The sequence below is a fragment of the Methylomicrobium agile genome (assembly GCF_000733855.1).
GTDB classification, from domain to species: Bacteria; Pseudomonadota; Gammaproteobacteria; order Methylococcales; family Methylomonadaceae; genus Methylomicrobium; species Methylomicrobium agile.
In genome coordinates, this window is sequence record NZ_JPOJ01000001.1 from 3,060,249 (window position 1) to 3,085,520 (window position 25,272).

Genomic DNA, 25,272 nt, shown 5'->3' on the forward strand with positions numbered 1-25,272 from the left:
CGGCAGGGATACTTTTTTATGACTTCGCTAAGAAATTTCGATCTGAATCTGCTGGTGGCCTTCGATGTGCTGATGGAAGAATTGAACGTGACACGCGCCGCGGAACGGATGTTCGTTACCCAATCGGCGATGAGCCATATTCTGCACCGGCTGCGCCAGCAACTGGACGATCCGCTGCTGATCAAAACGCCAAGCGGCATGAAGCCGACGCCGAGGGCATTGGCTTTGATAGACCCGGTCAAGGAAGTTTTGAAAGAAGTAGAGCATTTGATTCGGTTGCCGGCGGCGTTCGATCCGCTGACCAGCCAGCGCCGATTCGTACTGGCTGCGACCGACTACATGGAACTTCTGATGTTGCCAGCGCTATCCGAACGGATCAGCCGCCTCGCGCCCGGCATTGCAGTCCAGGTCAAACGCACCGAAGCCTCGTTTCCGACAGGAGCCCTCGAAAACGGCAGCCTGGACGTGGTGCTCGGATTTGAATCGGTGTTGAATCCGCCTTCCCATCTGCATCGTCAGACTTTGTTCAGCGATCGCATGGCCTGTCTGGCCCGAAAGGGGCATCCGATGTTAGAAGACGGTTTGTCACTAACCGATTATGTCGCATTGCCGCATATGCTGATTTCGCGGACCGGCAGCCCGGTTGGACTGATTGATCAGAAATTGCAGGAAATGGGCATGGAGCGGCGCATTCAATTGATCGTGCCGCATTTTCTATCGGCGCCGCTGATCGTCGCGCAAACCGACATGGTCCTGTCGCTGCCGCAGCGGACCGCCAAACAGTTCACCCGCTTTGCGGCGCTCGACATCTTTCCGGTCCCGGTCGATCTGCCGGACTATGACCTGACGATGATTTGGCATCCGCTCTGCGACAAGGACCCAGCGCTGGTCTGGCTGCGCGGGCTCCTTACTGACATCGGCCAGACCTTTGCCGCCCTATGAGGTTGGCTTAGCGCCCCGGCAGACCGGGGGCGAGCGGTTTGACTTGCAGCAGATAATAAGGAAGCTTCGATGCCGATTCGCCGCCGTTCAGCACAGCTGATTGATGCAGCCGGTTGACTACCGCGTACAAACGGCCCTCCGGTCCGAAGCTGAAGGAATCGACCCAGGACAAGCGCGGGCACTGGGCAAGCCGCCGGTAAGTCCGATCCGGCGCAATGACGCCGATCGCGTTTTCGGCCAATTCGCCGAGATAGATATTATTCGCTTGGTCGATTGTGATGCCGTCCGAAATCGGTTTATCGCTATAGCGTTCCACCCGCTTTGCCAGCGTCTGCGCATCGAGACTTTCATCGGTCAGATCGGCCGCCTTGATCCGGTACAGGCCATGCCCGTGCATCGGGCCATAATAGACCCATTCGTTGTTCAGGTCTTCCGTGATCGGATTGACGCCGATATGCGGTCTGACCAAACGCCCTGACGCTTCCCTGACCTGAACCGGTTTTCCGTCGATAATCAGATCGACGTTTTCCGGAAGCACGCTGGGATGGCCTTGCAGCACCCGTCGCGCAGAACCTGTTGTTATATTTACGACAATCAATGCCGCATCGCTGCCGCCGGCCGGATCACTGATATAAATATGTTGGTGGCGCAGGTCGACCACAAAATCATTCACGAAAGCGTGTTCACCGGTTAATGGAAGGGGCAAATAAATGACGCGGTGCAATCGATCGGTACGGCTATTCCAGCCGACCAATTTCGGCGTGGCCTTGCCGCGCATGCCGTTATCAAGCATCCAGACAATGCCGTTTTTGTCCGAACGGATGCCCAGAACCGAATCGAGCTTCAATGCCGATCGCGAGATAAAAGCACTTAATGCTGGTGAAGGAAACGGCGTCAACGCATGATTCGGCTGCACTTCAACAACAGAGAACTCGGGCGCGTAAAACTGATGCAGGCTCATAATGATGCGTCCCTCCTGCGTCACGGTGACATTGCCCGGCCCCTGGTCCAGGTTGGCCAGAACCTCGAAATTCGAATTACCTCCAGCACCTGCTCGCCAGGCTACTCCCAAAAGTAAGATAGCGCTAAATTTGACTAAACGATTCATTTTTATACCTCATTGTTGGTTATGTTCCAATACACCATACTAGAGCGCTACCCAGGTGTTAAATGATGTTTACTCATGCTGCCATTCACAAAATTTATGAATCGAGGATGCCCATTGAATTGATTGTTGAAGGGGAGAAAAAACGATAATTTTATTAATGGCTGCTTAGGATTCGGCCGCAATTAACCTCCCTGCATACGTTGCAGACCTGCCAGGTTTTTAAAATCTGGCAGGTCTTTGGCCGGGCAGTTATTCGGAGCCAAATCCTTAGTAACATAGAGCCGACTTTTTGCTGAAGCCATTTCGGAATCTTTAAATGTCTCAAATTGGCCGAGTGCTGCCTGTGATCTTCTGGAAGCAATACCGAGCACGGTATTTCAACAATGAATAAAATTTCTGTCTCAGCCAAACTTTAACTTTTCAACACCCAATTCCGAATACCCTTTTTCATTTGATTCCCCAAGCATTTAAGATCGCATAAAACTGGCTGTAAAATAGCCTGTTTCGATCAATTTATCCAGTCATCGGAATCAGTTGTAACATCAATGTGCCGACTTGAGCCCTCTGCCGGAACTACTGCAATTGCATGCTCCGCATTGCAACAAGCGCCGCTTCTCGGTATCCTGCTCCGATGCAAATACATCTGATCTCGATAGGAAACCGCATGCCCGCATGGGTGCAGCAAGGTTATGACGAATACGCGAAGCGGCTGCCGCGGGAATGCGAATTGATTTTAAAGGAAATTAATCCGGGCAATCGGGGCAAAAATTGTGATGTCGTTCGGATTGTAAAGGACGAAGGTGACCGGATGCTGGCTGCGATTCCGGCGAATTGCCATCCGGTTGCGCTCGATTTGGCAGGCAAGCCCTGGTCCACTCCCGAGCTTTCCGCGGCGTTGAAACGCTGGCTCGAAAGCGGCCAGAACCTCGCTTTGCTGATCGGGGGGCCGGAAGGCTTGGCCGAAGCGGTTAAAAAAACGGCTCGCGAATCCTGGTGTTTGTCGAATCTGACCTTTCCGCATCCTTTGGTGCGTATCGTCGTGGCCGAGCAGCTTTACCGCGCCTGGAGTATTCTGACCCACCATCCTTATCATCGCGGATGAAAGCCCGGATCATTCTTGCTTCGGCCTCGCCCCGTCGGCGTGAATTGCTGGATCAGATCGGTATGACTTACGAGATCTGGCCGGTGCACATTGACGAGTCGCCTCGGCATAATGAAGCGCCCCATGACTATGTGCGTAGGATTGCGGCCGAAAAGTCGGCGGTTTGTCATGCGCAAGTGGTGCATATGGGTTTGCCGGTTCTTGCCGCCGATACCGCGGTCGTACTGGATGGGCAGATTATGGGCAAGCCTAAGAATAAGGAGGATGCCATCATGATGCTGCGCCGATTATCGGGGCGGACACATCAGGTTTACAGTGCGGTCTCGCTGCGCGGGAACGAACACGGCGAGGCGCTGAGTGTGACCCATGTCACTTTCCGGGCGCTCAGCGAACGGGAAATATTGGCCTACTGGGCAACCTCAGAGCCGGCCGATAAGGCCGGAAGTTATGCGATCCAGGGACTCGGCAGTGTATTCGTGCAGTCGATCCGGGGCAGTTTTTCCGGCGTGGTCGGGCTGCCGTTGTTCGAAACGGCCGAACTTCTTTTACAACAAGGTATCCAGGTTTTGCATGAGTGAAGAAATTCTAATCAACGTGACGCCGCCGGAGACGCGCGTTGCTGTCATCGAAAACGGCATTTTGCAGGAACTCATCATCGAACGCACCCGCCAGCGCGGATTAGTGGGAAACATCTATAAAGGCGAAGTCTGCCGGGTGCTGCCCGGCATGCAGGCCGCCTTCGTCGATATCGGCCTGCCCAGGGCCGCGTTTTTGCACCTGTCCGACCTGTCCAGCAAAGAGCTCGAAAAAAAAGGCTCCGAAAACATCGAGCATTATCTTTACGAAGGCCAGCACATCGTCGTGCAGGTGGTGAAGGACCCGATCGGCAGCAAAGGGGCGAGGCTCACGACCGAAATCTCGATTCCGTCGCGCTATCAGGTCTATATGCCCTATGCGAACAATTCGGGCGTCTCGCACCGGATCGAATGCGAGGAAGAACGGGCACGCCTGAAAGCCTGCCTCGATGCGTTCCGCCAGGAGCACAATTGCGGCGGCTTCATCGCCAGGACCGCGGCCGAATGCGTCGAAGAGCCGGTATTGATCGCCGATATGACCTTTTTGCTGAAGCTCTGGGGGGCGATTTCTGCAAAGATTGCCGGCGCCAAGGCCAAGCAGTTCATTCACAAGGACCTGCCGCTCAGCATCCGCACGCTTCGCGATCTCTATAAGGAAGGCATCGATCGGGTACGGGTCGATTCGACCGAGACCTATCACCGGCTGGTCGAGTTTGCCGAAGTATTCGTGCCCGAGATCGTGCCGGTGATCGAGCATTACACCGGCGAATGCCCGGTATTCGAAATCTACAATGTCGAAAGCGAGATTCAAAAGGCGCTCGACCGCAAAGTCAAGCTGAAGTCCGGCGGTCATTTGGTGTTCGACCAGACCGAGGCGATGACGACGGTCGACGTGAACACCGGCGGTTATGTTTCGGGCCGCAATCTGGAAGAGACGATCTTCAAGACCAACCTCGAAGCGGCGCAGGCGATTTCCCGCCAGCTCCGGCTGCGCAACCTCGGCGGCATCATCATCATCGACTTCATCGACATGCAGAGCGACGAGCACAAGCGCCAGGTGCTGCAGGCGCTCGAACGCCATCTGGAGAAGGATCACGCGAAGACCAAGATCACCGAGGTGTCGGTGCTCGGACTGGTCGAAATGACCCGCAAGCGGACCCGGGAAAGCCTCGAACACATCCTTTGCGAGCCCTGCAAGGCGTGCGGCGGCCGCGGCGTCTTGAAAACGCCGGAGACGGTGTGTCTCGAAATCTTCCGCGAAATCATCCGCGAGGTCAGGCAATACAAGGTCAAACAGCTGCTCGTTCTGGCCTCGAACGAAGTGGTCGAAATGCTGCTCGACGAAGAGGCCGACATGCTGGCGGAACTCGAAGCGTTTCTCGGCGTGCAGATCAAGTTCCGCGCCGAGGCCGAGTACAATCAGGAGCAATACGATGTGGTGCTTTTGTAAGGCGAAAGGCGCCCGTCATCCTGCGAAAAAAGCTTCGATCCCAGCCTAGAGCATCCTTGGCTTTTCACCCGTTTTTATGATCCGCCATGTTAGCCGGGCTGCCCGGCATCTGCTTTTCTGGGGATTGATCGCCGCCGCTCTGGGCATGACCGGCGTGCGCCTGGCCTTGTCCGGCGTCGAAGGCTACAAGGCCCGGCTGGCGTCGCGGGTCGGCGTGATGGTCGGCGCTCCGGTCACGATCGGCCGGCTCGGCGCCCGGATGCGCGGCTTCAGTCCCGAGGTCGTGCTCAGCGATATCGGCATCGCCTCGATCGCGTCGGCCGAACGCAATGCGATCGAGCTGAGGGAAATCCGTTTGGGCATTCATCTGCTGAAGGCCGCTCTCAAAAGGGATCTGCTGGCCTCGTCCTGGGTGACGCTGGTCGGCGCGAAACTGACCGTCAAACGCAATGCCGACGGCAAATTGAGCATCGCCGGCCTGAGGGAAGGCGAGGGCGACCCGTTGTGGCTGCTCGAAACCGGCAAATACGAGGTGCTCGACAGCGACATTGCTTGGCAGGACGAGCAGAAACAGGGACGGCCGTTGACGTTCGAGTCCGTCGACATGGCGCTGATCAACGAGGGCGATCGCCATAGGTTGAACGTACTGATGCGGTTACCCGAAAAGTTTGGCGAAACGCTGCGGGTGTCGGTGGACTTCGCCGGCAATCTGTTCGATTTCAAAAACCTGCAAGGCCGCGCCTTTCTCGAAGGCCGCAACCTGAATTTGCCGGAATGGGTGACGCTCGATCTGCCGATGGCGATTACGGTGGCGTCCGGGCACGGCGATCTCAGGATCTGGAGCGACTGGCGGCAGACGCAGGCGGTGGCGGTTAACGCCCAGGCGGATATTCGCGGTTTGAGGTTGAACAGGCCCGGTACCGAACCCTTCGTCGCCGAACAACTGCAAAGCCGTTTCTATCTGGGGCTCAGCGAAAGGCAGTGGCAGCTTAACCTCAAGGAATTCGTACTGAAGACCCGCGAGCGCGACGAGATCAAAACCTGGCCCGATGCGGTACTCAGCATCAAAAATGCAGGCGGACAGGAAAAGGCCGCGCGGCGGATGGCGTTGTATGCCGAGCGCCTGGAACTGCAGGAAGCCGCTCTGTTGGGCCGTTTTCTGCTGCCGAAGGAAAATGCGGCGGCCAAGTCGCTGCGCGATTTCAATCCGAAAGGCGAACTGCGCGATTTTGCGCTGTTTGCGGATTTCGACCGACAAATCCTGTCGGTGAACGGCGGCTTCAACCAGGCGGGCTTCGCGGCGGTCGGTGCACTGCCCGGACTGGAGAATCTGTCCGGACGGATCCGGGGCAACCGGCAGCAGGGCGCGATCGAACTGGCCGGCGAAGATGCGGTATTCCATGCGCCGGGCCTGTTTCGCGAACCGCTCCCGCTCGATCGAGTAGCGGGGACTGTCCAATGGCGGCATACGGACGAAGGGCTGTCCATTGCCAGTCCGTTGCTGACGCTGGAGTCTCGTGGCATCAAGACGGACAGCCGCTTGCAGTTTTCCGTTCCGGACGAAGGCGGCGAGCCGTTTATCGATCTGCAGAGCCGGTTTTCTTGTTCCGACGTCAAAGTGATCAGCCGCTATTTGCCGGCCAAAAGCATCGCGTCCGGCGTGGTGGATTGGCTCGATCATGCGTTTGTGAAAGGCTCCATCCCGAAAGGCGGATTTCTGCTGTACGGCAATCCGGGGGATTTTCCGTTTACAGGCTCCGAAGGCGTCTTCGAAGTTCTCTTCGACGCGGAAAATGTGGAGCTTGCCTATCAATCGGGCTGGCCGAATCTGACCGGTGCGGCGGCCGAAGTCTTGTTTTACCGGCAGAGTCTGAATGTGGCTGTGCGGCAGGGGGCGTTTTACGGCGTAGCGGTGAAGCAGGGCGATGTCGTCATCCGGAGTCTGGAGGCCGCCGGTAAGCTGGCGATCAAAGGCGAGCTGGAGGGTGATATCGGCCAGGCGCTCGAATTCGTGCGGAACTCTCCCCTGGCCGAACGCACGAATGCGTTTTTGCGTATTGCGGCGCCGCAAGGGAAAGCCAAGTTCAACCTGAATTTGGAAATTCCTTTGGAAAACGGCGGCGGTTATCGGACCGATGTGGAAGCGCAGTTCAAGGATGCCGTGTTGGGGCTGAAGTCCCCCGCTTTGACATTGAAAAACCTGACCGGAAATCTCAAGTTCGACGGGAAAGGCGTCTATGGCGATAGTCTTACCGCCAGCTTTCTGGATCGTCCGGTCAAAATCAACCTCGACACGGACGGCTTTAAAACCGAAGTGCGTGCCGACGGGCGAGCCGGCATTGAAGCGCTCCGTATCAAACTCGATATGCCCTGGCTCGATTTCGCGCGGGGAGAGGCCGCTTACCGGCTTGCCTTGCGCCTGCCGCATACGGAGGGCAAGCCGACCTTGACAGCCCAATCCGATTTGAATGGGGTGCGGCTGGATTTGCCCGATATGCTGGCAAAACCGGCAAATCAACAGAAACCTTTGTCGATTGCTTTCGAGTTTGACGATCGGAATACGGCACTGGTCCAACTGCATTACGGCAACGATTTCAGCGCCGCGCTCAAAATCGGTTTGAACAAGCCGCATGTCGAGTCGGGCCATATCCTGTTGGGCGATGGCCGGGCCGAGCCGCGCAGCGAGCCCGGCCTGCTGCTTGAAATCCATCGCGACCGGCTGCAATTGCGGGACTGGATCCGGTTGACCGGCACCCCGTCCTCAGGCCAGAAAAGTAAATTCGATGTCGCGCAGATCAAGGTGCACGGCGGCCAGGGGCTTTGGGGGGAAACCGGCCTCGGGCGGTTCGACCTCGACTTGCGGCGATCGGATGCGTACTGGGAGGGCGGCATCGACACTGCCATTCTGAAAGGTCGGGTCAAGCTGCCGGCCGATTTGCAGGGGCCGGAGCGGATCGAGTTGAATCTGGATCGTCTGGATGTTTTCGCGCTGACCCGATTCAGGCTGGAAGATGAAGGCCGAGGGGAGGCGCGCGACTATTTTCCGCGGCTCTCGGTCCGCAGCGCCAAAACCTTTTGGAATGAAGCCGATCTGGGCCGGTTTGTGCTGGATACCGAACGGGTCGAAGACGGCCTGTCGTTCGACCGCTTCGAATTGCAGGGCAAAGACCAGAGACTGGCGTTGACCGGAAGCTGGAAAAGTGCCGGCGGCCGCTCTCAAACCCGTGCCAGGGGGCGTCTGGAGTTGGTCAAGGGAGGCTCCCTGTTCGCCCGTCTCGGCATCAACAAGGACTTGACCGAAACCAGCGGCGTGATCGATTTCGATCTGAATTGGCAGGCGCCGCCTTACCGTTTTGCGCTGGCCGATCTGGAGGGCGCTGCGGACGTCGATTTCAAGAGCGGGCGCATCCTGAGCATCGAACCCGGCTTCGGACGGGTGCTCGGAATTCTGGCGATGGCGCAGTGGTTCAAACGTCTCCAATTGGACTTTAGCGACGTGTATCAGGAAGGGCTGACTTTCAACAGCATTAAAGGCCGCTTTAATCTGGCCCACGGTAAGGCCGTCACCGACGATCTGGTAGTCGATGCCGTGCCGGCCAAAATTTCGATTGTCGGAGAAACCGATTTCGTGAACCGGACACTCGATCACGTGGTGACGGTGACGCCAAAAAGTGCCGATGCGGTGCCCATTGCTGGTACAATTATGGGCAAGTTTGCGGCCTTGATCGACAAAACGATCACCGGCACCGAGCATGAAGGCTTTTTTTTCGGCTCGCAATATCGGGTCAAAGGCAGCTGGGAAAACGCGGAGATTCTGACTTTGCATGAAAAGGAAGGTTTGCTGCAGAAAACCTGGAGCGGAATTACCGACTTTCCGTCGCTGCTGCAAAAATGAAGACAATAACGAGAGAGGAATGAATGAGTAAGTGTGCGGCCATCCAGATGGCTTCCAGTCCCAATGTCGGCTCCAATCTGCTGGAAGCCGAAAAACTGATCGCGGAAGCGGCAAAGGCCGGTGCAAAACTGGTCGCGCTGCCGGAAAATTTTGCGCTGATGGGCGAGCATGAACTGGACAAGATACGGATCAAGGAAACCGACGGCCAGGGGCCGATTCAAAATTTCTTATCCGAAACGGCCGCGAAATACGGGGTCTGGATCGTCGGCGGCACGATGCCGATCGCGGGAGATGCCGAAAATAAAGTCAGAGCCGCCTGCCTGATCTATAACGACCACGGCGAACGGGTTGCACGCTACGACAAGATGCACCTGTTCGACGTCAGCGTGCCGGGCACGAATGAAGTCTACCGGGAATCCGATTCGATCGAGGCCGGCGCACGCCCTCTGGTTTTCGATACCCCGTTCGGTCGGATAGGCATTGCCGTATGCTACGATTTGCGCTTTCCGGAGTTTTTTAGAGAAATGGCCCGGATGGGGGTGGAAATCCTGATTATTCCCTCCGCGTTTACCGCCGAGACCGGTGCCGCGCACTGGGAACTGCTGCTGCGCGCCCGGGCGGTCGAAAATCTGTGCTACATCATTGCGCCGAATCAGGGCGGATTTCATATTAACGGACGCAAGACCTTCGGGCACAGCATGATCGTCGATCCGTGGGGCGTGGTGTTGGATTGCTGCAAGACCGGCGGCGGCTTCGTGATGGCCGACATCGATCTGGAGCGTCTCGAAAAAGTTCGTACGGCGTTTCCGGTGCTGCAGCACCGCCGATTCATTTAAGGAAGAAGCTATGCGGCTGCATTTCGGTTTACTGTTTGCCGGCTTGTTGCTGGCAGCCTGTGCATCCGAAGATCCGCGTTACCGCGACACCTCGACGCTTGAAAAGCCCCCTACACTGGTGATCGAAAAGCAGGAGCCGGCTGGCGAGGCGCCGGAAAACGCGGGCGCGGATAAGCGGCCGGAAGACGCCGCTTCGGCCGCCGATGAAGACCGCAATGAGGCCAAAGCGAAAATCAAGAAAGGCCTGGGCGATCAGGCCGTCTCGATCAGCGAGGTGCCGCCCTGGGTGCTGACGCTCAGGCAGCCCTTCGATACGGCCTGGAACTCGCTGAAGCGCGCAATGATCCAAAGCGGGATCGAAGTCACCGATCTTGAACATGACAAGGGTAAATTTTACGTCAGTTACGATGCGGACAGTTATGTGTCCAAGCACGGTTCCATGATCGAAAAAACCCTCGGCCTGTTCAGTGACGATTATGAGAAGCGGCCCTACGTGCTGACCGTTTCGCCGGAAGAGTCCGTCACGAAAGTGACCGTTGCGCCAGGGAAGGACGCAGAGTACCGGAAAAGAACCGACCGTGATGATGAAGAGATCGCCGACCAGGCAGATACGGCGGAGGACAAGCCGGCCGGCGGCGGTGCCGAAAAACTGTTGAGATCGCTCTATTTCACGTTGAAAGACGATCTTCGCGAAGATTGATGACTTTATACTGACTTGCGTCCTTTTATTCTAACCGAACCGTATTAATGGAATTGATCACCCTGGCCAAACAAGCCATCCTGAAGCCTTCAGGCATTACCGAAAGCGAAATCGATACGATCATGAGCCGCCTGATGTCTTCCAGGGCGGATGCGGCCGATATTTATTTCCAGTCCACCCGTGCCGAATCCTGGGTCATGGAAGGAGGCATCATCAAAGAAGGCAGCCATAACATCGCGCAGGGCGCCGGCGTGAGGGCCGTGTCCGGCGACAAGACCGGTTTTGCCTACAGCGACCGGATCGAACTGCCGGTCCTGATGGAGGCGGCCAATAACGTGAAGGCGATCGTGCGCCAGGCCCAACAGGCCCGCGTGGGATTGTCTTTGCCGCCGAGCTGGCCGTCTTACTACGCACCGATCGACCCGATCCGATCGCTCGAAGACCGGCAGAAAATCGATTTATTGCGCCGGGTCGAAAGCGAAACGCGCAAGCTGGATCCCCGCATCGAAGAGGTGATCGTCAGCCTGATCGGCGTCCATGACCATATCCTGGTTGCGGGGCAGGACGGTGCATTGGCTGCCGATGTGCGGCCGCTGGTGCGGATGAACGTGACCGTGATCGTCGTGCAGGACGGCCGGCGCGAGCAGGGCAGCATGGGCGGCGGCGCGCGCAGCGACTACCGTTATTTCATCGAACAGGACCGGGCGCTGAATTACGGCCGCGAAGCGGTGCGCCAGGCATTGGTCAACCTCGAAGCGGTCGAGGCGCCGGCCGGCAATATGACCGTCGTCCTGGGGCCGGGATGGCCGGGCATTCTGTTGCATGAAGCGATCGGACACGGGCTGGAAGGGGACTTCAACCGCAAGGGTACTTCCGCGTTCAGCGGCCGGGTGGGACAGCGGGTCGCTTCCGATCTCTGTACGGTCGTCGATGACGGCGCCCTGCCGGGCCGCCGCGGTTCGCTGAATATCGACGACGAAGGCACTCCGACCGAGCGGACGGTCCTGATCGAAAAAGGCATCCTGAAAGGCTACATGCAGGACAAGACGAATGCGCGGCTGATGGGCGTCAAGCCGACCGGCAACGGCCGTCGGGAATCCTATGCGCACGCGCCGATGCCACGGATGACCAATACCTACATGCTGCCCGGTCCGCACCATCCGGAAGAAATCATTCGCAGCGTCGGGAAAGGCATTTACGCGAAAAACTTCGGCGGCGGTCAGGTCGACATTACCTCCGGCAAGTTCGTGTTTTCGGCCAGCGAGGCGTACCTGATCGAAAACGGCAGGATTACCCGGCCGCTCAAAGGCGCCACCCTGATCGGCAACGGGCCGGACGTCTTGACTCGCGTATCGATGGTCGGCAACGATCTGGAGCTGGATTCCGGCGTCGGCACCTGCGGCAAGGAAGGCCAGAGCGTGCCGGTCGGCGTCGGTCAGCCGACTCTGAAAATCGACGGCTTGACCGTGGGCGGGACGAGTGTTTAATCGATTTTTGAAAAAATCATCAGACCTGCCGGGTTTTCAAAATCTGGCAGGTCTTTAAATCATCAGGTCGGGTTCGCCAAGCAATCCGACACGGAACCCCAAGAGTCTATTTTGCAAAACCAGGATCAACTCAACGAATTGAAGGCTATCGTCCAGTCCTTGTTGGACGAGGCTCTTCGGCAGGGCGCCAGCGCCGCGGAAGCCGGCCTCAGCCAGGAAAACGGCCTGTCGGTGACGGCCCGGATGGGCGATGTCGAAACGATCGAACATCACCGCGATCAGGGCCTCGGCGTAACGGTTTACTTTGATCGGCGCAAGGGCTCGGCAAGCACCACGCATCTTTCTCCCGAGGCGATCAAGGACACTGTCGCGGCAGCCTGCAGCATCGCCCGGTACACGAATGCCGACGACTGTGCCGGTCTGCCCGATCGGGAGTTGTTGGCGACCGAATTTCCCGATCTCCAACTGAACCATCCCTGGCCGATCGATGCCGAAGCGGCGATCGCTCTCGCGATCGAATGCGAGGATGTCGCGCGCGGTTACGATCCCGAAATCAGCAACTCGGAAGGCGCCAGCGTGAATACCCATCAGGGCGTCCATGTGCTGGGCAACACGCTGGGCTTCCTGCACGGAACGATGTCCACCCGGCATTCCTTGAGCTGTTCGGTGCTGGCCGAACGCGGCGGCAACATGCAGCGCGACTACTGGTACAGCGTGGCCCGGAATCCTTCAGATCTGGAGTCGGCCATTCATGTGGGTCAAAAAGCCGCCCAACGCACGTTGAGGCGTCTCGGCGCGCGCGGTTTGAGCACCCGGCAATGTCCGGTGCTGTATGCGGCGGAGGTTGCGGCCGGCCTGCTCGGTTCGTTCATCGGCGCGATTAGCGGCGGCGTACTGTACCGGAAGTCTTCTTTTCTGCTGGACTCGCTCGGCAAACAAATTTTTCCGGAATTTATCCATATTCACGAGCAGCCGCATCTGGTCGGTGCGCTCGGCAGCGCCGCGTACGACAGCGAAGGCGTCGCGACCCGTCCGCACGACATCGTCAGCCAAGGCGTCGTCCACAGTTACGTGCTGGGAACCTATTCGGCCCGGAAGCTGGGCATGAAGAGCACCGGCAACGCCGGCGGTGTGCACAATCTGACCATTGATCCGGGCACGCAGGATTTCCACGGGATGTTGAAGCTGCTGGACACCGGCCTGCTCGTGACCGAACTGATGGGGCAGGGAGTGAATATGGTCACGGGGGACTATTCGCGCGGTGCCGCCGGTTTTTGGGTCGAAAACGGCAAGATACAATACCCGGTCGAGGAAATCACGATCGCCGGTAATTTGAAGAATATGTTCAGGAATATCGTGGCTGTCGGTAACGATGTCGATCTGCGCGGCAATGTCCGTACCGGATCGATTTTGATCGAGCGGATGTCGGTTGCCGGCGAATAATATGTTTATTGCAGAATCGCAGGGCGGGTTAGGCGCGCCAACCCTTGAACCTCTGATATACGACAAAGTTTTCCGCGCGCCGTAACCCGCCATTGCCGTTTATATCCACGGTGGGTTTCGGCGCGCGGAAAACATCGCACTACATTTAAAACCTTTCAACTGCGCGCCTAACCCACCCTACGCCGTTACGCCGCATTCAACCGCTTTACGCAGTCCGCAATCAGCTGCGGCCCTTGATAGATCAGGCCGCTGTATATCTGCACCAAGCTGGCTCCCGCCGCGATTTTCTCCCGCGCATCGTCGCCACTCAATATTCCTCCGGCCGCAATGATCGGGCAGCGTCCATTCAATGCTTCCGCCAGCCGGCGTACGACAGCCGTGGACTTGTCCTTGATCGGCGCTCCGCTCAGCCCGCCCGCTTCCGCAGCGAGCGGATGCCCGCCGATGGCGGTACGGTCGAGCGTCGTGTTGGTCGCGATCACGCCGTCGATCGCGAAGGCGATCAACAATCGGGAAATCTGTTCGATTTCTTCGTCGTTCAGATCCGGCGCGATTTTGACGACGACCGGTACGTAACGCAGATGTTTCTCGGCCAGTGCGAATTGCTCTTCCTTCAAGGCCGAAAGCAGGTTTTTGAGCTCGTCGGTTTGCTGCAGCTGGCGCAGATTTTTCGTATTCGGCGAAGAAATATTGATCGTGACGTAGCCGGCCCAAGGATAGACCTTGCGGAAGCCTGCCAGATAATCTTCGGCCGCCTGCTCGATCGGCGTATCGAAATTCTTGCCGATGTTGATGCCTAGAATGCCCCTGTAGTCGGCCTGGCGGACCCGTCCGATCAGATGATCCACGCCAAGATTGTTGAATCCCATCCGGTTGATGATCGCCCGATGCTCCGGCAGCCTGAACAAGCGCGGTTTCGGATTGCCGGGCTGGGGGCGAGGCGTGACCGTTCCGATCTCGATGAAGCCAAAACCGAGCGAGGCCAAGGCATCGATATGGTCGCCGTCTTTATCCAGGCCGGCTGCGAGCCCGACCCGATTTTTAAAATTCAAGCCCATCACTTCGACCGGCGCAGCCTCGATCTCAGGATAGAGCGCGCGGCTGATGCCCGAGGCATAAGCCGCATCGAGCAGGTTCAGCGTGACGCGATGCGCGGTTTCAGGAGATAGCTTAAACAGGAGCGGACGTAATAGAGGGTAAAAATTCATGTCGAAAAAACGATTAATGCGGCCTGGAAAATTGATAAGGTTCCGGCGCAACGCGCGGCGCGCGGTTCAAGATCAGGTCGGCCAGCAGTTCGGCCGAGGCCGGTCCCATTGCCAGACCGTTTCTGAAATGGCCCGCATTGATGTAGAGATTCCCGATTTCGGGGTGCCGGCCGATGTAAGGGATGCCGTGTTCGGTTCCCGGCCTGAGGCCCGCCCAATGTTTGATGATCGGGAAGTGTTTTAATGAAGGCATCAGCGCCCAAGCAAAATTCTTCAACTGATCGTGTATTTTCGGCGACGGCGTTTTGTCGAATTGATCGAGTTCGACCGAACTTCCTGCGAGAATCTTGCCGTCCCGGCGCGGGATCAGATAGCGGTCCTCGTCGAGCACCATATGCCGGAGCGTATCGGGCTTGGCCTCGAACAGCAGCATCTGGCCTTTGACCGGCACGATGTTCGGCGTACAAGCCGGCGGTAGGGCCGGAAACCGTTGCCCGAATAATTCGCCGGTCCAGGCGCCGGCGCTGATGATCAGCCGGTCGACTGCGAATGTACCTTGCGTGGTATTGATTGCATCAATCCGGGATTGATGCATGGATGCCGAAATTAATTCGCACGCTTCGATGATTTTAACGCCTCTATCGATCAAGTCCTGTCTGAGCGATTTGACCAGCCGGGGATTGCGCGCCTGCGCGATATCGGGCAGCCAAAGCGGATTTTCGGGCCGGGTATTCAAATTATCGAAAAAAGCCGCTCCGGGCGCTTCGTAGCGGATCGCATTGCGATGGCACCAGTCGATTGCCGCCTGGATATCGGGATTTTTGGTGATCAGTAAACCACAGGGCGTCCATTCGGGATCCAGCCGCGTGTCTTCTATGAGCTGTTCAGCCAGGATCGGATACAAGGCGAGGCTGCGCATCACCAGGCGGGAAATCGCATCCGGTTGCCGCCAGGGATATAAAGGAAGCAAAATGCCGCCGCCTGCCCAGGAGGATTCCTGGCCGAGCCGGTTTTTTTCGATCAATGTAATGCGGGCGCCGGTTTGGCGGAGTTCTCTGGCGGTTAAAAGGCCGATGATGCCGCCGCCGATTAGCGTAAAGTCTGGATGTTGAGTCATGGATCAATAAAAGCCGGGGAAAGAACCGGGATGTTGATTCAGGAGTATAAATAATCGATAAGTAGATATCGGTTTATCGAAGCGATCGGTTTACGAGGTCTCAAGTGACCTTTGCAACCTAAGAACCGGTTAATCTAACATAATATTGCGGCTTCCGGTTCGGTATTTGATGGTAAGAGAGGGCCAACGCACTTTCGTTTCGGGTTTAGGGTCTTTGTTTTTGGCAATGCCGTTAGGGATTCCAACAAAAATGACGGCCTTAATTGTCCAAAACCAGATTGTGTAAGAGCGGCTTCAGCCGCGATAGATTCTCTAATAGCGGCTGAAGCCGCTTCTACAGGGGCGCGAACTGAATTGCCCGTGACCTTGATTTGAAGGCGAACAAATTCGCCCCTTGCACGCGATATAAAAAATGCTCTGATTATGATAAATAGCGGATATTCATGTCATTAAATTCGGAGCATGAGGAAACCTTTACTTCTCCGCCTTTCAGATACCCGGTTGTTTGATTGTTGTTGAAATGCAACAAAAAGCTTCTATGAAGTATTTTTAGTTTATTAGAAATTACTTTTTAAGACGGGTAGAGGATAGAAAGCCTTCTCGACAACTATATTGTAGTCACGGAAATTGATCGCCGCGTTTGTTGTTTTAGGCGTACAAGGATAAGATTGTTTTTGCTAAAATCATTTAAGTCTATGTTTTTAAATAAAAAAAATATGTTGAAAAAATAACATAAAAACTTGTAATGGAAAGGTATTATTGCTATTATTACGCCGTGGAATACGCTTTGTTGTTTCAAAGCAAAATTTTGTAAAATTACAACCTCATGAGGAGGAATAAATGAGCAAGAAAATTTATACACCCTGTGCTATTGCGGCAGCGGCTTTGACTCTGGCCGGCGTTGCCGCTGCGCCGGAAGTACAGGCTCACTCGAAAGCGGAGCGCGTTGCCGAAGCCGCAAGCAACAAAGCGGACGCTCTGGAAGCACAGTTGCAAGCGGTTCAAAACGAATTGGCCAGTTTGCGCGCCGCAGTCAATGCGCCGCATAACGATTCCGAAAAAGTTCAAGAGCTGGATCAATGGATGCAGCAAGTCAAATCCGCACCGGTTAAGGTTGAAACCAAGGATAACATGGCTTTCTTCCGCGGCGGTTATGCGCGTTACGAACAAAAGAGAGGCGGTACATTGGATCCTTCGGGAAGCGGAGCTCCTTTTGGTGCTATCGTTGGCTCAATCGGTGGTCATGACGCTTGGTATTTCGGCGCTGGCTTCGATTTCAGCATCAACGACGATTTGTTCGGCTTGATGGACAATACCGAACTTTTGGCTGAATTGTTGATCGATTACCGGCAGCTTGGAACCAAGAAATCAAACGGTTTATCTCCTCAAGAGACTGCGGTATTGGCTAGTTTAGGTGTAAACCTTCCTGCCGCCAATACGCAGAGCGCTACTGTCAATCAGTTGTCTTTGGCAGCTTCCCCGAAAATCAAATTCATGAAAGGCAGCGCGTTCAGACCATGGATTATTCCTGTCGGCTTCGAATTGTCGATCATCAGTCCGCCATCCGATGCAATTACCGTACTCAACCCGGGTATGCAGTTCGGCGCTGGTGCGGATTATAAGCTTTGGAAGGATATTTATATCGGTGCGGATGCCCGCTGGCACCAAGCATTGGGTAGCGTGGACGGTGTAAATACCAACGGCGTCACCGCCGGCGGCTATATCGGCTTTGGTTTCTAAAAAGAATCCTTTCCGCTATCAAAAAAGGAGGACTTCGATGGCCCTCCTTTTTTTGTCTGAAATTCTCTACACGTTGTGTGGATAATGGATAGGGCATTCTTCGCTTCGATGTCATCCTTAATATTACACAAGATCCTATCTCTGCTTGTATGATGGACCGACTCTGGCAGGCTGCCAGAAGCGGCACTGGCTGATAAACTAGGAATTAACAGCCTTTCGAGATTGCCATCTTTTCTAGTTCTTGGGCGAATTTAAAAGCGTCATCGGAAATTTTTTGCTGCATTAACAATGTAGTCAATACTGGCGGAACCCAATGTTTCGGTGTTAGATCAAGGTTGAATAACAGCCGAGTTCCACCGTCTACCGATGATAGACTCCAGCGGCCATTTCCCTGCCGAAAATCACCTTGGTTCGGCACGATAGTTATGGAAATATCCCCGTCGGGTAGAAACTGGACATCCTGGAGCCAGTCGAAATGCTGGCAAATGCCCAGTATGCAAAACTCCGATTCGACGCCCATTCTAATCCCTCCATCATCCAGGTCCTTCACAAATTTAACCTGCTTGAAAATTGAGTTGAAGCGGGTAAAGTTTTTATAATCCTTGAGAAGGGAGTGGACCTTAGAAATGGGGGCTTGGACAACGGTTTCCATGTGTATTAGGTATTGACCACCCTGTCTTGTCACCGAACTGCGCAGTACATTGGCACTCTGAGCCGCCAAGGGAAAGAACAAGAGCCCGGCGATTGCCACGCATACGATGGCTATTTTTCGTGGGATGGTGGCGATTTTATACATGATTCTACTCCTTGTGGTATGAGTCTTGCGCAATCCCCAGGCACATGGCGTAATGCCTCAATGCAGATTACAGGAAAGTATTTTATACATTTATAACATATATATGTAAAAAGTTTGTTATCATAATGGAAATACAGAATTTCATGAATACCACTCAAGACATTTCAAGAGAAAAGGAAATTTAGCCGTGGCGTTCGGAAGCAGGATTTCCTGGTTCCATAGGGCCGGTTGCTTGTTCAATACTGGGGATAAGATTTCTCGAAGGCGTGGATGCTCAGCATTTATGGGAGGATAAAGGCTATGTAGCGATGTGTTTGTCGCTCAAGCCCAAGACCGCGAGATGGCGGTTGTCATTCCCTGCGTCGAAATCGCAAGCAATCCCGCGACTACGCGATCGAGACTTGTGATTCGTATCCGCGTACCGTCAACGGGGGAGCTTTGAAGCTTGTTATAGAAGGAAGGTTGTTTAGCCGGTAGGATGTGGGTAGAGCGTCAGCAAAACCCATTGCTGGGGGGCATGTGGTGCATGGAGCTTGGTCATATTCGGATAACAGGAGCCTCGAAACGCTTGTTGTTAGTATCCGGACGACTGTTTGATGGGCTTCGCTGACGCTCTACCCATCCTACAATTACAACAAATCTTTGGATGGTCCCGGCCATTTGCCGATTTCACCTCAGATTATTTTTAACAGGGGATTTGCCGAGGAAGGGATGGTGCGAGTCCGACTTATCCCTGTCTACGTTGCTGAATTAGGAGGCCAATTTCTGTACCGCTTTTTGCGCCAGAGCATTCAAGTCTTTTCCGTCTTCCTGACAGTAAGCAATGATCTGGTTCCGCATTCGAGGATCCCAAGATCGTTTTATATGATTTTTAATGCCTTCGGCTGCGAGTTCCTTGTCGCTTTCCGAATTGAAGAAATCGCTAATATCATTAGCCATTTTGATCAGTTTTTCGAGTTGCATCGCTCAATTATCAGGTAATCAGGGTAGGATAAGTGGTATGAGTCAGCCGTTCGGGGCGGCTGTAGACGACGTGCTGGTCATCCCGGGCGAAACCGACGAGGGTCATGCCGGCTTCTTCGGCGAGGCGAATGGCCAGTCCGGTCGGTGCGGACATGGCTGCCAGCAGGGTAATGCCGGCGCTGGCGGCCTTTTGTACCAATTCGTAGCTAGCCCGGCTGGTCATGAGCAGGAATCCTGAGGCCGGGTTTTTGCCGAGCCGCAATAACAAGCCGATCAATTTGTCGAGTGCGTTGTGGCGGCCGACGTCTTCGCGAAGGTATTGGATGCCTTGTCCCGGCAGAATCCAGGCGGCCGCATGCACCGCGCCGGTCAGTTGATTCAGTGTCTGCTGCTGGCGAATTTCGTTCAGTGCCGCGAACAGCTCGCCGGAGGCCAGCTGCAAATCGCCGCCGACCGTTTTGGTGTCACGCACCGCCTGTTGCAGGGTCGTCGCGCCACAGAGTCCGCAGCCGGTCCTGCCGGTCAGATTGCGGCCCTTGTCGGCCAGATTGGCAAAACGCGTGTCGGGAATTTTAATTCGTGCTTCTATTCCTTTCGAACGGTTATAAACATGAATCGATAGCAATTCGGCAGGATCCTGGATAATGCCTTCGGTAATGCTGAAGCCGAGCGCAAAATCCTCGATATTGGCCGGCGTCATCAGCATCACTACATGCGGCTGGCCGTTGTAAACCAGCGACACCGGCACCTCTTCGGCGATATAGTCCTGCTGGATGCTGTGCTGCTGCCCGCGCCAACGCTCGACCCGGCTCTGCTGGTAGCTCGGCCAGCCCAGCTCGGGCGAAAGCGGCTGCATCACGACATTGGCCATGGTCTATCCCTTTGCAAGCAGTTCCAGCTGTTCTTCGGAAAATGCCCGATAGTTTTTCTGCCATTCCGAAGTCTGACCGACCTTGGTGGCCTGCACGGCGGTGACCTTGTATTCAGGGCAGTTGGTCGCCCAGTCCGAATTGTCGGTCGTGATCACGTTTGCGCCGGATTCCGGGAAGTGGAAAGTCGTGTAAACGACGCCCGGCTGAACGCGGTCGGTAATCAGCGCTCTCAGCACGGTTTCGCCGGAACGGCTCTTGACGCCGACCCAGTCGCCATTCTTCAGGCCGCGATCTTCCGCGTCATGCGGATGGATTTCGAGACGGTCCTCGGCATGCCAGGCCACGTTACCGGTGCGGCGGGTTTGCGCGCCGACGTTGTATTGCGACAAAATCCGGCCGGTGGTCAGGATCAACGGGAACATCCGGGTCGTGCGTTCTTGCGTTGCGATGTATTCGGTGAGCATGAACAGGCCCTTGCCGTTATCGCGCATGAATTGATGTTCGTGCATGGTCGGCGTGCCTTCCGGAGCATCCTCGTTACATGGCCACTGAACGCTGCCGAGGTGCTCGATTTTATCGTAACTGACACCGGTAAAGGTCGGCGTCAACCGGGCGATTTCATCCATGATTTCGGATGGATGGCTGTAGTTCATCGGGTAGTCCATCGCATTCGCCAGCATCTGGGTGATTTGCCAGTCTTCATAACCTGCGAGCGGCGCCATGACCTTGCGTACCGGCGAGATTCGGCGCTCTGCATTCGTGAAGGTTCCGTTTTTTTCGAGGAAAGAGGAGCCGGGCAGGAATACATGCGCGAATTTCGCAGTTTCATTCAGAAACAGATCCTGAACGATGATGCATTCCATCGATTCCAGCGCATGATGCACGTGCTGGATGTCCGGGTCCGACTGCGCGATGTCTTCGCCTTCGACGTAGAGACCTTTGAAGCTTCCGTCGCTGGCTGCATCGAACATGTTCGGAATGCGCAGACCGGGTTCGTCTTGCAGCGGGACGCCCCAGTTTTGTTCGAACAGTTTGCGTGTCGCATCGTCCGAAACATGGCGGTAGCCTGGGAATTCGTGCGGGAACGAGCCCATGTCGCAGGAGCCTTGTACGTTATTCTGGCCGCGCAGAGGATTCACGCCGACGCCTTCGCGTCCGAGGTTGCCGGTCGCCATGGCGAGGTTCGCGATGCCGATTACCGTCGTCGAGCCTTGGCTGTGCTCGGTGACGCCGAGGCCGTAGTAGATCGCGGCATTACCTGCGCTTGCATAAAGACGCGCGGCGGCGCGGATTTCGCCGGCCGGCACGCCGGTCACCGCTTCGGCCGCTTCGGGGGCATGGCGCTCGTCGGCAATGAAGTGTCGCCATTTGTTGAACGATTCATGGTCGCAACGGGCATCGACAAACTCTTCATTAACAAGCCCTTCAGTTACCACGACATGTGCTAGCGCATTGATCAAAGCGACATTGGTGCCGGGGCGTAATTTCAAATGGTGCGAAGCTTTGACATGCGGCGATTTGACCAGATCGATCTCGCGCGGATCGATTACGATCAGCTTCGCGCCCTGGCGCAGGCGTTTTTTCATTTGCGAGCCGAATACCGGATGGCCGTCGGTCGGGTTTGCGCCGATCACCATGACCACATCGGACTTCATCACCGAATCGAAATTCTGGGTGCCGGACGATTCGCCGAAAGTCTGCTTCAGTCCGTAACCGGTCGGGGAGTGGCAGACGCGCGCGCAGGTGTCGACGTTATTATTGCCGAAGCCGGCGCGGATCAGTTTCTGCACCAGATAGGTTTCTTCGTTCGTGCAGCGTGACGAGGTGATGCCGCCGATCGAATCGCGGCCGTATTTGGCCTGGATCCGTTTCAGTTCGGAGGCGGCATAGCCGATCGCTTCCTCCCAGCTGACTTCCTGCCAATGATCCTTGATGCTCTTGCGGATCATCGGTTTGGTGATCCGGTCCTTGTGGGTTGCGTAACCGAAAGCGAAGCGGCCCTTCACGCAGGAATGGCCGTGGTTGGCCTTGCCGTCCTTGTGCGGCACCATCCGGACCACTTGATCGCCTTTCATTTCGGCACGGAACGAGCAACCGACGCCGCAATAGGCGCAGGTGGTTACGACCGCATGCTCGGGCGTACCGAGCTCGATCACCGATTTTTCGATCAGTGTCGCGGTCGGGCAGGCCTGGACGCAGGCGCCGCAGGAGACGCATTCGGAATCCATGAAAGACTGGTTCTGGCTCGGCGAGACTTTCGAGGCAAAGCCGCGGCCGTCGATCGTCAGCGCGAAGGTGCCCTGGGTTTCTTCGCAGGCGCGCACGCAGCGCGAGCAGACGATGCACTTGCTCGGGTCGAACGTGAAATACGGGTTGCTTTGGTCCTTGACGGCGTCCAAATGGTTTTCGCCGGCAGGATTGTAGCGCACTTCGCGGAGGCCGACCGCGCCGGCCATGTCCTGCAGTTCGCAGTCGCCGTTCGCGGCGCAGGTCAGGCAGTCGAGCGGATGGTCCGAGATGTAGAGCTCCATGACGCCGCGGCGCACATCGGCCAGTTTTTTATTCTGGGTCGTAACCACCATCCCTTCGGCGACCGGCGTGGTACAGGAGGCGGGCATGCCGCGCATGCCCTTGACTTCGACCACGCACAAGCGGCAGGAGCCGAACGGTTCGATGCTGTCGGTCGCGCACAGCTTCGGAATATCGATGCCGATGCCGGCCGCCGCGCGCAGAACCGATGTGCCGGCAGGCGCAGTGACCTGGAAGCCGTCGATTTCCAGATTGACCAGTTGATCGGATTGTCTGGCAGGGGTGCCGAAATCTTTTTCTTTATCGAGCGACATAACGAATACCTCTTAATTATCAGGCGGCGTCGGCTTGATCGGCGATGCCGAAGTCTTCCGGGAAATGGTTCAGGGCGCTGAGTACCGGATAAGGCGTCATGCCTCCCAGAGCACACAGGGAGCCGTTAAGCAGCGTATTGCAGAGGTCGCGCAGCAGCGGCACGTTCTTTGCGAGATTGCGTCCTTCGATGATGTCGCTGATCACTTCGATGCCGCGGGTCGAGCCGATCCGGCACGGCGTGCATTTGCCGCACGATTCGATCTTGCAGAATTCCATGCTGTAGCGCGCCATTTCGGCCATGTCGACCGTATCGTCGAACGCGACCACGCCCCCGTGGCCGAGCACGGCCCAAACCGCCGCGAAGGCTTCATAGTCGAGCGGGGTGTCGAATTGCGATTCGGGCAGGAAGGCGCCCAGAGGGCCGCCGACCTGGACGGCTTTAATCGGGCGCCCGGTCGCCGAGCCGCCGCCGAAATCGTAGAGCAGTTCGCGCAGCGTCATCCCGAACGCGATTTCGACCAGGCCCGGGTGTTTGATGTTGCCGGCCAGTTGTAGCGGCAGCGTGCCGCGCGAGCGGCCCATTCCGTAGTCGCGGTAGTAGTTGCCGCCCTTGTCCAGAATGATCGGCACCGAGGCCAACGAAATGACGTTGTTCACGATGGTCGGCTTGCCGAACAGACCGCTGATCGCGGGCAGGGGCGGTTTGAAGCGGACCAGGCCGCGCTTGCCTTCGATGCTTTCCATCAGCGATGTTTCTTCGCCGCAGATGTAAGCGCCTGCGCCGAGGCGTACTTCCAGATCGAATTTTTACCGCTGCCCAGAATATTGTTGCCGAGGTAGCCCGCCTCGTAAGCTTTGGAGATCGCCGCATTCAACGCCTTGTGCGCATGCGGATATTCGACGCGCAGGTAGATATAGCCCTGGGTTGCGCCGACCGCGATACCGGCGATCGTCATGCCCTCGATCAGCACGAACGGATCGCCTTCCATCACCATCCGGTCGGAATAGGTGCCGGAGTCGCCTTCGTCCGCATTGCAGATGATGTATTTCTGCTCGGACGGCGTGTTCAGTACCGTGTTCCATTTGATTCCGGTCGGAAATGCCGCACCGCCGCGGCCGCGCAGGCCCGAATCGGTGACTTGCTTGACGATGTCCGCCCCGGACATGGCGAGTGCGTTTTTAAGGCCGCGGTAGCCTTCGTGGGCGAGGTAATCGTCGAGGCTTACCGGGTCGGTAATTCCAACGCGCGCGAACGTCAGGCGTTGTTGAGCTTTCAGATAAGGGAGTTCTTCAATCGGGCCCAGTGCGAGGGAATGACTGCCGCCGTTCAGAAAATCGGCATCGAATAATCCGGCGACGTCTTGGGTTTGCACCGGCCCGTAAGCCATCCGTCCGCTGGCGGCCGCAACTTCGACCAAGGGTTCCAGCCAGAAGAGCCCGCGCGAGCCGTTGCGGACCAATTCAATCCGAATACCGCGCTTTTCGGCTTCCTGCGCAACGGCCACCGCAACGCGGTCTGCGCCCAATGAAACGGCAGCCGCATCGCCCGGAATGTAAATCTTGTGAATCATGCCGATACCTCCTCGGACTTGATCACGCAGTCGAACAAGTCCGCACTGACGCGTCCGTAAAGCTGCTCGCCGATCTGCATCGACGGCGAGGCGGCGCAAAGTCCCAGGCAATAGACAGGTTCCAGCGAGAACGCGCCGTCCGCGGTGGTTTCGTGATAGTCGATGCCTAGTCTGTTTTTGACGTGCGCCTCCAGTTGCCTGCTTCCCATCGCCTGGCACGATTCGGCGCGGCAGATGTGGACGGTGGTTTTGCCGGGCGGCGTCTCGCGGAAATAGTGATAGAAACTGATGACGCCGTGCACTTCGGCGCGGGACAGATTCAACGCCTTGGCGATGTCGGGAACGGTGGCGGCCGGGATATAACCGAGCTTGTCCTGGATTCCGTGCAGGATCGGTAACAGCGCGCCGGGGAGGTCTTTCAACTTGGCGATGATATCGTGCACTTCGGCATGGCTGGCGCCGGATTCAGTCATGTTTGTCTCTCTGGCTAAAAAATTAGAACAATCGAACAGATTTTTTGCGTTGCTCATAAAAGTGGTTTGTCCAGATTAACACAATTGAATTTCGAAGTAAAAGGATCATAAAAGTGACAAAAGATTATGTTATTGAAACTTCAACATTGT

18 protein-coding genes and 2 pseudogenes are annotated in these 25,272 nt (G+C 56.3%); 11 read left to right on the forward strand and 9 right to left on the reverse strand.

The features are described from left to right. Positions 1 to 18 precede the first annotated feature (18 nt). Positions 19 to 942 (forward strand): LysR family transcriptional regulator, encoded by a 924-nt coding sequence (locus tag CC94_RS0114480; RefSeq protein ID WP_005370918.1) that lies wholly within the window; start codon positions 19 to 21, stop codon positions 940 to 942. A 7-nt stretch (positions 943 to 949) separates the two neighbouring features. Here the strand turns inward: CC94_RS0114480 and CC94_RS0114485 are convergent, their stop codons facing one another. Continuing rightward, entirely contained in the window at positions 950 to 2,050 is a 1,101-nt protein-coding gene (locus tag CC94_RS0114485; protein ID WP_005370919.1) for an L-dopachrome tautomerase-related protein, read from the reverse strand. Between the two features lie 631 nt (positions 2,051 to 2,681). On the opposite strand from CC94_RS0114485, the gene rlmH reads away from it, so the two are divergent. From rlmH to pmbA, 8 genes are all read left to right on the forward strand, one after another. Beyond that, positions 2,682 to 3,152 carry a 23S rRNA (pseudouridine(1915)-N(3))-methyltransferase RlmH gene (gene rlmH, locus CC94_RS0114490; protein ID WP_031431364.1) on the forward strand — a complete coding sequence of 157 codons (471 nt, stop codon included), beginning with the start codon at positions 2,682 to 2,684 and terminating at the stop codon, positions 3,150 to 3,152. After that, complete coding sequence (locus CC94_RS0114495) at positions 3,149 to 3,730, forward strand: Maf family protein (RefSeq protein ID WP_031431365.1); 582 nt, start codon at positions 3,149 to 3,151, stop codon at positions 3,728 to 3,730. The genes rlmH and CC94_RS0114495 overlap by 4 nt, the downstream gene beginning before the upstream one ends. Then, the gene (rng, locus tag CC94_RS0114500) at positions 3,723 to 5,177 is read left to right on the forward strand and encodes a ribonuclease G (protein ID WP_005370925.1); all 1,455 of its coding nucleotides are present in this window, start codon (positions 3,723 to 3,725) and stop codon (positions 5,175 to 5,177) included. Before CC94_RS0114495 ends, rng begins: the two co-directional genes overlap by 8 nt. A gap of 76 nt (positions 5,178 to 5,253) precedes the next feature. After that, positions 5,254 to 9,072 (forward strand): YhdP family protein, encoded by a 3,819-nt coding sequence (locus tag CC94_RS0114505; RefSeq protein WP_031431366.1) that lies wholly within the window; start codon positions 5,254 to 5,256, stop codon positions 9,070 to 9,072. Between the two features lie 23 nt (positions 9,073 to 9,095). Next, positions 9,096 to 9,908, forward strand: coding sequence for a carbon-nitrogen hydrolase family protein (locus CC94_RS0114510; RefSeq protein ID WP_005370929.1), 813 nt, complete (start codon positions 9,096 to 9,098; stop codon positions 9,906 to 9,908). A 10-nt stretch (positions 9,909 to 9,918) separates the two neighbouring features. Continuing rightward, positions 9,919 to 10,608 carry an outer membrane protein assembly factor BamC gene (gene bamC / locus CC94_RS0114515; protein WP_031431367.1) on the forward strand — a complete coding sequence of 230 codons (690 nt, stop codon included), beginning with the start codon at positions 9,919 to 9,921 and terminating at the stop codon, positions 10,606 to 10,608. A gap of 47 nt (positions 10,609 to 10,655) precedes the next feature. Then, the gene (gene tldD / locus CC94_RS0114520; protein ID WP_031431369.1) at positions 10,656 to 12,095 is read left to right on the forward strand and encodes a metalloprotease TldD; all 1,440 of its coding nucleotides are present in this window, start codon (positions 10,656 to 10,658) and stop codon (positions 12,093 to 12,095) included. 111 nt (positions 12,096 to 12,206) lie between these two features. Beyond that, positions 12,207 to 13,538, forward strand: a complete 1,332-nt coding sequence (pmbA, locus tag CC94_RS0114525) for a metalloprotease PmbA (RefSeq protein ID WP_031431371.1) — start codon at positions 12,207 to 12,209, stop codon at positions 13,536 to 13,538. A 185-nt stretch (positions 13,539 to 13,723) separates the two neighbouring features. On the opposite strand, the gene CC94_RS0114530 is transcribed toward pmbA, so the two are convergent. Then, complete coding sequence (locus tag CC94_RS0114530; RefSeq protein ID WP_031431372.1) at positions 13,724 to 14,746, reverse strand: quinone-dependent dihydroorotate dehydrogenase; 1,023 nt, start codon at positions 14,744 to 14,746, stop codon at positions 13,724 to 13,726. 13 nt (positions 14,747 to 14,759) lie between these two features. Next, a complete protein-coding gene (gene thiO / locus CC94_RS0114535) occupies positions 14,760 to 15,863 on the reverse strand; it encodes a glycine oxidase ThiO (protein WP_031431373.1) in 1,104 nt (367 codons plus the stop codon). A gap of 840 nt (positions 15,864 to 16,703) precedes the next feature. Between thiO and CC94_RS0114540 the strand changes: the two genes are divergently transcribed. Beyond that, complete coding sequence (locus CC94_RS0114540; RefSeq protein ID WP_031431375.1) at positions 16,704 to 17,603, forward strand: hypothetical protein; 900 nt, start codon at positions 16,704 to 16,706, stop codon at positions 17,601 to 17,603. Between the two features lie 205 nt (positions 17,604 to 17,808). Here the strand turns inward: CC94_RS0114540 and CC94_RS0114545 are convergent, their stop codons facing one another. Continuing rightward, a complete protein-coding gene (locus CC94_RS0114545; protein ID WP_005370943.1) occupies positions 17,809 to 18,399 on the reverse strand; it encodes an SRPBCC family protein in 591 nt (196 codons plus the stop codon). A gap of 257 nt (positions 18,400 to 18,656) precedes the next feature. Between CC94_RS0114545 and CC94_RS25535 the strand changes: the two are divergent. Beyond that, positions 18,657 to 18,789 (forward strand): annotated as a pseudogene (locus tag CC94_RS25535) (IS5/IS1182 family transposase); the annotation flags it as partial. A gap of 360 nt (positions 18,790 to 19,149) precedes the next feature. On the opposite strand, the gene CC94_RS0114550 reads toward CC94_RS25535, so the two are convergent. The 5 genes and pseudogenes from CC94_RS0114550 to CC94_RS0114570 all read right to left on the reverse strand — a co-directional run bounded on the left by CC94_RS0114550 (position 19,150) and on the right by CC94_RS0114570 (position 25,122). Beyond that, positions 19,150 to 19,362 carry a formate dehydrogenase subunit delta gene (locus CC94_RS0114550; protein ID WP_005370944.1) on the reverse strand — a complete coding sequence of 71 codons (213 nt, stop codon included), beginning with the start codon at positions 19,360 to 19,362 and terminating at the stop codon, positions 19,150 to 19,152. 10 nt (positions 19,363 to 19,372) lie between these two features. Next, positions 19,373 to 20,233, reverse strand: a complete 861-nt coding sequence (gene fdhD, locus CC94_RS0114555; protein WP_031431376.1) for a formate dehydrogenase accessory sulfurtransferase FdhD — start codon at positions 20,231 to 20,233, stop codon at positions 19,373 to 19,375. 3 nt (positions 20,234 to 20,236) lie between these two features. After that, entirely contained in the window at positions 20,237 to 23,077 is a 2,841-nt protein-coding gene (gene fdhF / locus CC94_RS0114560; RefSeq protein ID WP_005370946.1) for a formate dehydrogenase subunit alpha, read from the reverse strand. Between the two features lie 19 nt (positions 23,078 to 23,096). Continuing rightward, positions 23,097 to 24,649, reverse strand: a pseudogene (locus tag CC94_RS21650) (formate dehydrogenase beta subunit). After that, positions 24,646 to 25,122, reverse strand: a complete 477-nt coding sequence (locus CC94_RS0114570) for a formate dehydrogenase subunit gamma (protein ID WP_005370948.1) — start codon at positions 25,120 to 25,122, stop codon at positions 24,646 to 24,648. The pseudogene CC94_RS21650 and the gene CC94_RS0114570 overlap by 4 nt, the downstream one beginning before the upstream one ends. Positions 25,123 to 25,272: the final 150 nt, after the last annotated feature.

What these genes read in the sequence shown, in the direction of transcription:
- CC94_RS0114480 (WP_005370918.1), top strand. Translation starts at nt 19, where the DNA reads ATGACTTCGCTAAGAAATTTCGATCTGAATCTGCTGGTGGCCTTCGAT.
- CC94_RS0114485 (WP_005370919.1), bottom strand. Translation starts at nt 2,050, where the DNA reads ATGAATCGTTTAGTCAAATTTAGCGCTATCTTACTTTTGGGAGTAGCC.
- rlmH (WP_031431364.1), top strand. Translation starts at nt 2,682, where the DNA reads ATGCAAATACATCTGATCTCGATAGGAAACCGCATGCCCGCATGGGTG.
- CC94_RS0114495 (WP_031431365.1), top strand. Translation starts at nt 3,149, where the DNA reads ATGAAAGCCCGGATCATTCTTGCTTCGGCCTCGCCCCGTCGGCGTGAA.
- rng (WP_005370925.1), top strand. Translation starts at nt 3,723, where the DNA reads ATGAGTGAAGAAATTCTAATCAACGTGACGCCGCCGGAGACGCGCGTT.
- CC94_RS0114505 (WP_031431366.1), top strand. Translation starts at nt 5,254, where the DNA reads ATGATCCGCCATGTTAGCCGGGCTGCCCGGCATCTGCTTTTCTGGGGA.
- CC94_RS0114510 (WP_005370929.1), top strand. Translation starts at nt 9,096, where the DNA reads ATGAGTAAGTGTGCGGCCATCCAGATGGCTTCCAGTCCCAATGTCGGC.
- bamC (WP_031431367.1), top strand. Translation starts at nt 9,919, where the DNA reads ATGCGGCTGCATTTCGGTTTACTGTTTGCCGGCTTGTTGCTGGCAGCC.
- tldD (WP_031431369.1), top strand. Translation starts at nt 10,656, where the DNA reads ATGGAATTGATCACCCTGGCCAAACAAGCCATCCTGAAGCCTTCAGGC.
- CC94_RS0114530 (WP_031431372.1), bottom strand. Translation starts at nt 14,746, where the DNA reads ATGAATTTTTACCCTCTATTACGTCCGCTCCTGTTTAAGCTATCTCCT.
- thiO (WP_031431373.1), bottom strand. Translation starts at nt 15,863, where the DNA reads ATGACTCAACATCCAGACTTTACGCTAATCGGCGGCGGCATCATCGGC.
- CC94_RS0114540 (WP_031431375.1), top strand. Translation starts at nt 16,704, where the DNA reads ATGAGCAAGAAAATTTATACACCCTGTGCTATTGCGGCAGCGGCTTTG.
- CC94_RS0114545 (WP_005370943.1), bottom strand. Translation starts at nt 18,399, where the DNA reads ATGTATAAAATCGCCACCATCCCACGAAAAATAGCCATCGTATGCGTG.
- CC94_RS0114550 (WP_005370944.1), bottom strand. Translation starts at nt 19,362, where the DNA reads ATGCAACTCGAAAAACTGATCAAAATGGCTAATGATATTAGCGATTTC.
- fdhD (WP_031431376.1), bottom strand. Translation starts at nt 20,233, where the DNA reads ATGGCCAATGTCGTGATGCAGCCGCTTTCGCCCGAGCTGGGCTGGCCG.
- fdhF (WP_005370946.1), bottom strand. Translation starts at nt 23,077, where the DNA reads ATGTCGCTCGATAAAGAAAAAGATTTCGGCACCCCTGCCAGACAATCC.
- CC94_RS0114570 (WP_005370948.1), bottom strand. Translation starts at nt 25,122, where the DNA reads ATGACTGAATCCGGCGCCAGCCATGCCGAAGTGCACGATATCATCGCC.